The following is a 7,330-nucleotide window of genomic DNA, read 5'->3' as shown; positions in this document are numbered from 1 at the left end:
CTCAGGGTGAGATTATGCTTTGTAAATTCTGTTAACATTTAGCTATTTTGTTCTTAAGTCGACTTAATGCGAGATTATTGATTGATATAAATCATCCATAATCGAATGAAATTCGTTCGACTGGATAGGTTTGTTAACCAATTTAACAATGTATAATCCGGCCCTGTTAGATAGCTATCTAATACTCTAGTAGCAATACAAGAGTTAGGCCAGTTTTTAACCGCAAATTCAGATAATAAGTGCACCACTCATGGTTGAGTAGGTGGCGAGAGATCAACTGCCCATAGGTGGTATTCTAACGTCGCCAAACAATTAGAGTATTACCATGAGCTACAAGCAGTTGATCGAAGGACAACGATACCAGATTCAAGCCTATCTGAGCCAACATTTAAGTTATAGAGAGATCGGTAGACGACTCAATGTTAGCCATTCCAGTATCAGCCGAGAGTTGAGACGACATACTATCAATGGCACTTACGAGCCAAATGTTGCTCAGCGGCGAGCCCAACATAGACGACGCTGTGCGGCTAAAAATCAGATCTCACAAAAAACTATCAACTATGTTGAGTTTGGCTTATCTCTCAAGTGGAGCCCTGAACAAATATCAGGCGTAAGCCGCCTAGTAGGATTACCTGTTGTACGACCATAATAAAGTTTGATAAAAATTATGGGTGTCATGAACGGTAATACCGCTATTGTTTGATAATTTATCTGAGGACGAATTTCAGTTTCTCATAATTAAGTTTGATCATTTTCAAACTCACTTTTGGACAAAACCTTGTTAGATAATTCACTGTTATTAGCCAGATTCGGATTAGCTATTCTATTAGTAATGCTTCGTTTAGCTACAAACTAATCAACGCTCGATATAACCAGTCGGAATAGGTATAACAGGGACATGAATCAATTCTCTAGAGATTTGATTCATCTTAAGGGAAAAAACCGCCCCAGAATAGCCGTAAACGGGGGATAGGGACGGGTTTTAGGGGCTCGCGTGAATCAGTCTGGTACAGAGTGATTCACTCGCTCACGACTTCGAGTCCCCACTTACCCCTTTATCACTCACAACTAATTAATCAAGAAGCTATACTTATAACTTCAACGATTCACCATCTTCAGGAATTAATACTTGTTTTTCTATGCCTTTTTCTTCCACGAACTCCCTGAGCTCTTTACGAGTCAGTGCTGCGTGATTGACCGTATCCATGTGTACAGCAACAATGTTAGCTTGAGGTGCATGCTTAATAGTTCGAAGAGTGTCCTGTTCACCCATGATAATAGAACCTTCAAGGCCGTCTAAACGAGCATCACCCGTGTTAAGAACAACTACTTCAGGCTTAAATTCATTTAGAGCATTTTCCACTTCATTACGCCAAATGGTATCACCGACAAAATATACAGTACTGTAATTATCTGCTTGTAAAACCAACCCCATAGCTTCTCCTAACAATTTAGCTAACTCTGGGATTGCATACATTTCATCCGTGCCATGCTGCCCACCTGTTTTGGTTAAACTAATGCCATTGAACTGAGTTTTAATGCCTAACACACGCACATCTTTAAAGCCTTGAGCGCGAATAGTATTTGCATCCTCTTCATTTTGAACAAATAAAGGCATCGTTTTAGGTATTACACTTTGTGCTGCATCATCCCAATGATCAAGATGTGTGTGAGTAACAATAACGGCGTCTACATTGTCAATTACAGCTTTAGCTGACATGGGTAAATCGATCATTGGTATACGTATTTCACTACGGTAAGTACCGGCAAAACCAGGATAGGTATCTTTCTTTGCCAGCATAGGGTCGATTAAGAATGTTGTGTCACCATAAGTGAGTTTAGATGTTGCATTTCGGATATGCTGAAAGTGAATCTGCTGTGGTTCTGAATGCAGCGTTGGAGCCGATTCAGCTAATGCATTGGTGCTATTTATGATGGTTGCAAGCCCTAAGGTAAGTAGGATGGTGATAGCTTTGTTTTTCATAATGTATCTCTTTGGCAGTTGATAAATATGAGACATTATCCTCAGTATTTACGAGAGGGAATATTGACCCAAGTGACAAATATCGAAACAATTGGGCCAAATAATGATATGACTATTCACTTGGGAGCGCTTTGCACATGCAAGTACCAACTGTCGCTTTGATTCTCTACCCTCATTTCAGCGTGTTTCATGTCGCTGTGCCTCAAGCCGTTTTTTCGATGCAGCCAGATGGCAAATCCATTTTTAACTTAAAGATAGTGTCAATTGATGGTAAGCCACAACACACTGACAATCGGATGACAGTTCAGCCTGATGGTGGATTAGAACTCGTTGAGTTGGCAGATATAGTCGTCATTCCAGGGTGGCATGACCTAGACAGTGCGCCTACTTCTAATATTTCTGAAGCATTGGTTAGAGCTCATGCAAGAGGAGCTATGGTCGTGGGGCTTTGCTATGGTGCTTACGCATTAGCCTACTCAGGGCTATTAGATGAAAAAGAAGCTGCTACTCATTGGATGGCAGAGGACGATTTTACTGTTCGTTTTCCAAATATAAAGCTAAATACGAACGCACTTTATGTTGAAAGCGACCGTGTAGTCACGTCTGCAGGTACAGCCGCGGCTTTAGACTGCTGCTTGTATATTGTGAGGTCTTTTTATGGGACAAAAACAGCGAATAAAGTTGCGCGCATCTTGGTTGTACCGCCACACAGAGAAGGCGGTCAGGCACAATTTATTGCACAACCTATCCCAAAATCAACTCAAGATGCAGAGGTCAATAGGTTACTGGATTATTTACGTGAAAACCTCGACAAACAATATTCCATCGCTGATTTAGCAGATCAATTATTTATGAGTCGTCGTACCTTTACTCGGCATTTCAACAACGCTACCGGTATGTCATTTGGAAAATGGCTTGTAAGCACTCGTCTGCAACGTAGCCTTGAGCTTCTTGAAAGTACAAGACTTTCTGTAGAAAAAGTGTCTGAAATGGTTGGTTTTCAGACTGCAACGTCATTTAGGCAACATTTTAATCAACGTTTTCACGTTAGCCCAAGTGCTTGGCGTAAAACATTTACGGGAAACTAACGATGTTAGAGCGATGTTGGAAGTAACTCTAAAATAAACTATAAACGCCGATTTTACTGAGTGTTCGATTTTTACAAGTACACTGTTTATCGAAACTAAGTTTTGGGTAGAAAGCGCATAATCCGAAGCTAACACCAAATGGCAGCTTTACGCGCAGAATCAGACTAGGCAAGTCTGATTCACTGTAACGATGTTTGCAATCCCTCATGGTCAGGTCTTACTTTTGGGTACCCATTACTTTATGTATCTCAAATTATCAGATAACAAAGGGCTGATCTTCGAGCCGTGGCACACTTAGGGGCATAACCTAGTTAGCACTTGATACGGGGGACACTTCGCCACTTAGTCGTATATTGAGGCGTCAATAAGTCCCTCCGCATTGCCCATTTATGCTCTATGCCTTGAGCAGCAATAAACAGGGTATCACTACCATATCGTTGGTTAATGTGGTCGAGTGTAAGCATTAGTGCTGGCTTTGCGGTGGGAGGATTGAACAAGTCTAATTGGCTATGTTTCTCGCTCGTTAAGTCAATCAAACCTACGCCTATCTTGTAATAGCGTACACCTTCACGAAATAGCTTAGGTGCGGCTTCACAGATAGCCTTAGTCAACTCGACAGTACAGTTAGTTGGACAAGGAAAATGCACCACTGTTTTATAGCTAACAGGGCGCTCATCATGGGGAGAGTTAGTGGCAAATAACAGTATAGTCTTGCAGACTGAGCCTTGCTTACGCGCTTTAGCCGCCGCAATCCCCACGTGCTTACTCAATGCTTGCAATAATGACTCAAAATCTGTGATGCGCTCACCCATGCTTCTTGTCGAGAATATCTGCTTTTTATCAGCCCTAGCTTCATCCCACACCTTGCATACTTGGCCGTTAAGCTCGCGTACAGTACGCTCGACTTCAATGCTGAACTGTTTACGGGCTAATCCTGCTGGCATGTTAGCGAGGTCAAACGCAGTACGGATATTCATCAGTTCGAGCTTAGCGCTAAGCCTACGTCCTATCCCCCAAACATCACCCACTGCAAGCTGCTTTAAAATAGCGATTCGGCCTTGGTCATTGTCGATAACACAGACACCTTTATAGCCCTCTATCTTCTTAGCAGCATGGTTAGCTAGTTTCGCCAGCGTCAGGGTTTCAGCAATCCCCACACAAACAGGTAAACGAGCTTCTTTCCATACAGCTCGCCTTATCAATTGTCCTTGGGTATGCAGGCACTTTATTGCAGGATAACAATTCTTAAACGACAGGAAGGTTTCATCGATACTGTAGACATGCTGCTCAGGTGCAAAGCGGCCGATGATGTCCATCATCTTGCTAGACAAATCAGCATACAGTTCATAGTTAGACGAACAAGCAATAACACCACGCTTAGCGCAGAGTGCTTTAACTTGAAAGTAAGGCACAAACTTCTGAACACCCGCTTCTTTAGCCTGTCTATTGGCAGCAACAATCATCCCATCGTTATTACTGAGTACAACAACAGGCTTACCACGCCAATCAGGCCGGAACACCTGTTCCGCGCTACAGTAGAAGCTATTGGCATCGACTAGCGCAAACATCTACTTTTCACTCAATAAGGGACTTTTACGGTGGCAACGGATAGAACGAGTAATAACCCCTTCAATACTAAATTCATCGTATTCGTGAATGATGACAGGCTGGTGTTGTGGATTGGAGGAAAGCAGTAAACGGCGGGGTATATCAATGATTTTGCAAATAAACTCCCTATTTAAACTGGCAACAATCACATCGCCATTACGTACAGTCTCGTGGCGGTCAACAATGAGTAAGTCACCATCAAAGATGCCGACATCTTGCATCGAATCCCCTTCTGCAAAGGCGAGAAAAGTCGAACTTGGATGTTCAATCAATAACTCATCCAAGCTTAGACCTAGCTGCGTGTATTCAGCAGCAGGTGACTCAAAACCAGTAATACCTGCACGGGCAGGAATAGGGATAACACGCATAGCAATAAACCACTGTGATTACATACAGTAATTATAGTCGTAGAATAGCAGCTAGCAAGAATTATTCAGCGACCTCAATGTAACACCATTGGTTCTTCTCTTTATCGAAGGTCACGTTAATGTTCATTGGGTCGGTATAGCCTTGTTCAGCTCGGAGGGATGCAATCTCGCTTATCTCTGCTAAGTCATCAATACACTGTGGCTGCATTAACGTGTATACAAACATGGCTATAAAACCGAACAAGGTTAACAGGATTGAAGTGACTAGAACCCGTATAGGTCGGAAAATCATGAATTAGCCATCCTTAGCCAGAGAATTGAAATACCTTTATCAATATGACGATAGTAAAGATTTCTCTCAGTGCAAGTAAGGTTGATGATAAGGGCTATTCACTTAACTACTTGAGGCATTGAAACACCTTTGTAACTTTAACCCTCACACAATCGCCATTATATGTTTTAGCACAGGATTTAGTGGCACCACCGAAAGCTTCAGCGCTCAAATACCCCCACCCCTGACATTTTTGATTTGCTATTAAATTTGCATCATGATCATCACTTGGCGGAGTATCTAAAATAGGGCGATATTCGTATGCAAGTTCTACAGTACCATTTGATTTACTGCCATCCATTGCATTCCAATCAATAGGCACGCTAGAACAGCCACTGACAATAACTAGTGTCAATAACGCGAGTGAAACTGAGCGCATACGATATTGCATTATACACCTTCTCTTTTGTACAGTTTTATGAGCACTATGCAACCAACTGAACCGCTTTGCGAGTAATGATGAATTTTCTCGTCCCTTTACTCCCATAATCCAACCGAAGAATTCCAAACTCAACTAGAGTCTTGAGATCGTCTTCTACAAATCTCGGCTCATTAATATTTACTCGGCCAGAGCCACCTAGAAATATAAATGCAGGCTCTCTAGTTCCTAATTCACTAGATTCCCAAATCTCACTAGCTCCTGAGACTACAAATTGCTTAACAATTGAAATGGCTTGTTCTGAAAAAATACTATCAGGCCGAATGGTTGTAGCAAGGCTAGAAAAGGTGTCGATATTCGTAGCAATTGAGGCCAAAATCATATCCAGTGAATCTAGTCGCGTCACTAAATCGTGATGATTCAAGACTAAAAGAGATTGAAGCTGACGAGACAACATCTGATTCTGCTCAATGCCAGAAACAACATCTTCGTGGTGCTTTTCCTTTAACCATGTAATAAATTCGGATAGTTGCCCACCTGAACGCTCACTTTTAAAGTTACTGAGTAACCCAACTATCGTTGAGAAACTTGTTGCAATAGAAAGTGGATCTAACATTAGGACCTCCTTGTTTTGTTAGTAAATTGGGTGATAGGATCTTCTTAGTAAATCTAATCCCAATGATGTCCTAAAAATCGCGCTAAAAGCCCTGCAAAGCTCCTCTCATTACGTTGGGCTGTTGGCAATACAAAATAATTGCGAACAGTGAAAAGCAACCCTGCCACGCCACAAGCAATACCCACATAATGAAATACGCGTATCCAACGGTGATTAATGACTTCTAGGCCTTGGTTAATACTAGTTCCCACCTGAGTGGCATGCACAGAGCTTAACCAATAGGGAACGGCATAGTAGAAGAGTAGGAACGTGATTAGGCCATATAGGAAAGCACCATACCAAGACAACCGACTAACGATAAACACCGCGTCTGATATTATTTGGTTGGCGTGGCTTCTGCGTCTGTAGCGTCTTCCCATGACATAAATTCCTTTAGTTAAGCTTCTCTAGCACCTTAACGATCACGAGCACATTGCCACTCTAGCTCTGGGATACAATGGTAAAATTGGCTCATCAAACTTATCGTACAATGATTCAGACATAGTATGCACATAGGGTCTTGGGCCACCTATTTCTGAACCTTCGTTATATATATCCAACAAATATAAAATCACATCGTTAACACTTTTGAGTTTAAGTACTTCCTTCAATGTCTGAAGCGCCACCTGAGTCTCATGTTTAAGGCGGATTTTCTTCCTACGTTTTTCGTACATTGTCCTTTTAAAGCTTTTGAGGGTTTCAGGGCTTAAATAATCAAACCAATCATTTATAGACATGAATGAACTGTCTTCTAGTTCAAGCTTGCCCGTCTTTTTAACAAAAGCATTCAAGTCATCCAGCATCCGCGGATGTTCATTTTTCTCAACCAAAACAAATAGTTTATCAAGAGAATCATTGATGACGTCAAACTTCCATTCTAGCAATTTACTCATTTACTTTCCCTCTGCTACAAGCCC

9 protein-coding genes and 1 pseudogene are annotated in these 7,330 nt (G+C 41.7%); 2 read left to right on the top strand and 8 right to left on the bottom strand.

Annotation, left to right across the window (positions count from 1 at the left end; translation table 11 throughout):
* Nucleotides 1-325: 325 nt before the first annotated feature.
* Nucleotides 326-637, top strand: a pseudogene (locus tag NE536_RS08575) (helix-turn-helix domain-containing protein); the annotation flags it as partial.
* A gap of 453 nt (nt 638-1,090) precedes the next feature.
* Here the strand turns inward: NE536_RS08575 and NE536_RS08570 are convergent.
* Nucleotides 1,091-1,984 carry an MBL fold metallo-hydrolase gene (locus NE536_RS08570; protein ID WP_261272428.1) on the bottom strand — a complete coding sequence of 298 codons (894 nt, stop codon included), beginning with the start codon at nt 1,982-1,984 and terminating at the stop codon, nt 1,091-1,093.
* A gap of 137 nt (nt 1,985-2,121) precedes the next feature.
* Here NE536_RS08570 and NE536_RS08565 point away from each other — a divergent pair, with 137 nt between their 5' ends.
* Nucleotides 2,122-3,072 carry a GlxA family transcriptional regulator gene (locus tag NE536_RS08565; protein ID WP_261272427.1) on the top strand — a complete coding sequence of 317 codons (951 nt, stop codon included), beginning with the start codon at nt 2,122-2,124 and terminating at the stop codon, nt 3,070-3,072.
* A gap of 311 nt (nt 3,073-3,383) precedes the next feature.
* Here the strand turns inward: NE536_RS08565 and NE536_RS08560 are convergent, their stop codons facing one another.
* The 7 genes from NE536_RS08560 to NE536_RS08530 form a co-directional block, all read right to left on the bottom strand.
* Complete coding sequence (locus NE536_RS08560) at nt 3,384-4,640, bottom strand: Y-family DNA polymerase (RefSeq protein WP_261272426.1); 1,257 nt, start codon at nt 4,638-4,640, stop codon at nt 3,384-3,386.
* Nucleotides 4,641-5,048: a LexA family protein gene (locus NE536_RS08555; protein WP_261272425.1), complete on the bottom strand. Its 408-nt coding sequence runs from the start codon at nt 5,046-5,048 to the stop codon at nt 4,641-4,643.
* A gap of 61 nt (nt 5,049-5,109) precedes the next feature.
* Nucleotides 5,110-5,340 carry a hypothetical protein gene (locus tag NE536_RS08550; protein WP_261272424.1) on the bottom strand — a complete coding sequence of 77 codons (231 nt, stop codon included), beginning with the start codon at nt 5,338-5,340 and terminating at the stop codon, nt 5,110-5,112.
* 106 nt (nt 5,341-5,446) lie between these two features.
* The gene (gene yecR, locus NE536_RS08545; RefSeq protein WP_014609909.1) at nt 5,447-5,770 is read right to left on the bottom strand and encodes a YecR family lipoprotein; all 324 of its coding nucleotides are present in this window, start codon (nt 5,768-5,770) and stop codon (nt 5,447-5,449) included.
* A 34-nt stretch (nt 5,771-5,804) separates the two neighbouring features.
* Nucleotides 5,805-6,374 (bottom strand): hypothetical protein, encoded by a 570-nt coding sequence (locus NE536_RS08540; protein ID WP_014609910.1) that lies wholly within the window; start codon nt 6,372-6,374, stop codon nt 5,805-5,807.
* Nucleotides 6,375-6,427: 53 nt separating this feature from the next.
* On the bottom strand, nt 6,428-6,793 hold the full coding sequence (locus tag NE536_RS08535; protein WP_261272423.1) for a hypothetical protein: 366 nt from the start codon (nt 6,791-6,793) through the stop codon (nt 6,428-6,430).
* Between the two features lie 42 nt (nt 6,794-6,835).
* Entirely contained in the window at nt 6,836-7,306 is a 471-nt protein-coding gene (locus tag NE536_RS08530) for a hypothetical protein (RefSeq protein ID WP_261272422.1), read from the bottom strand.
* Nucleotides 7,307-7,330 lie beyond the last annotated feature (24 nt).

It is taken from the genome of Shewanella septentrionalis, from assembly GCF_025370265.1.
Taxonomy (GTDB): domain Bacteria; phylum Pseudomonadota; class Gammaproteobacteria; order Enterobacterales; family Shewanellaceae; genus Shewanella; species Shewanella hafniensis.
Note: the sequence above shows the minus strand (reverse complement) of the source record. Positions and strands in the feature narration are given on the sequence as shown.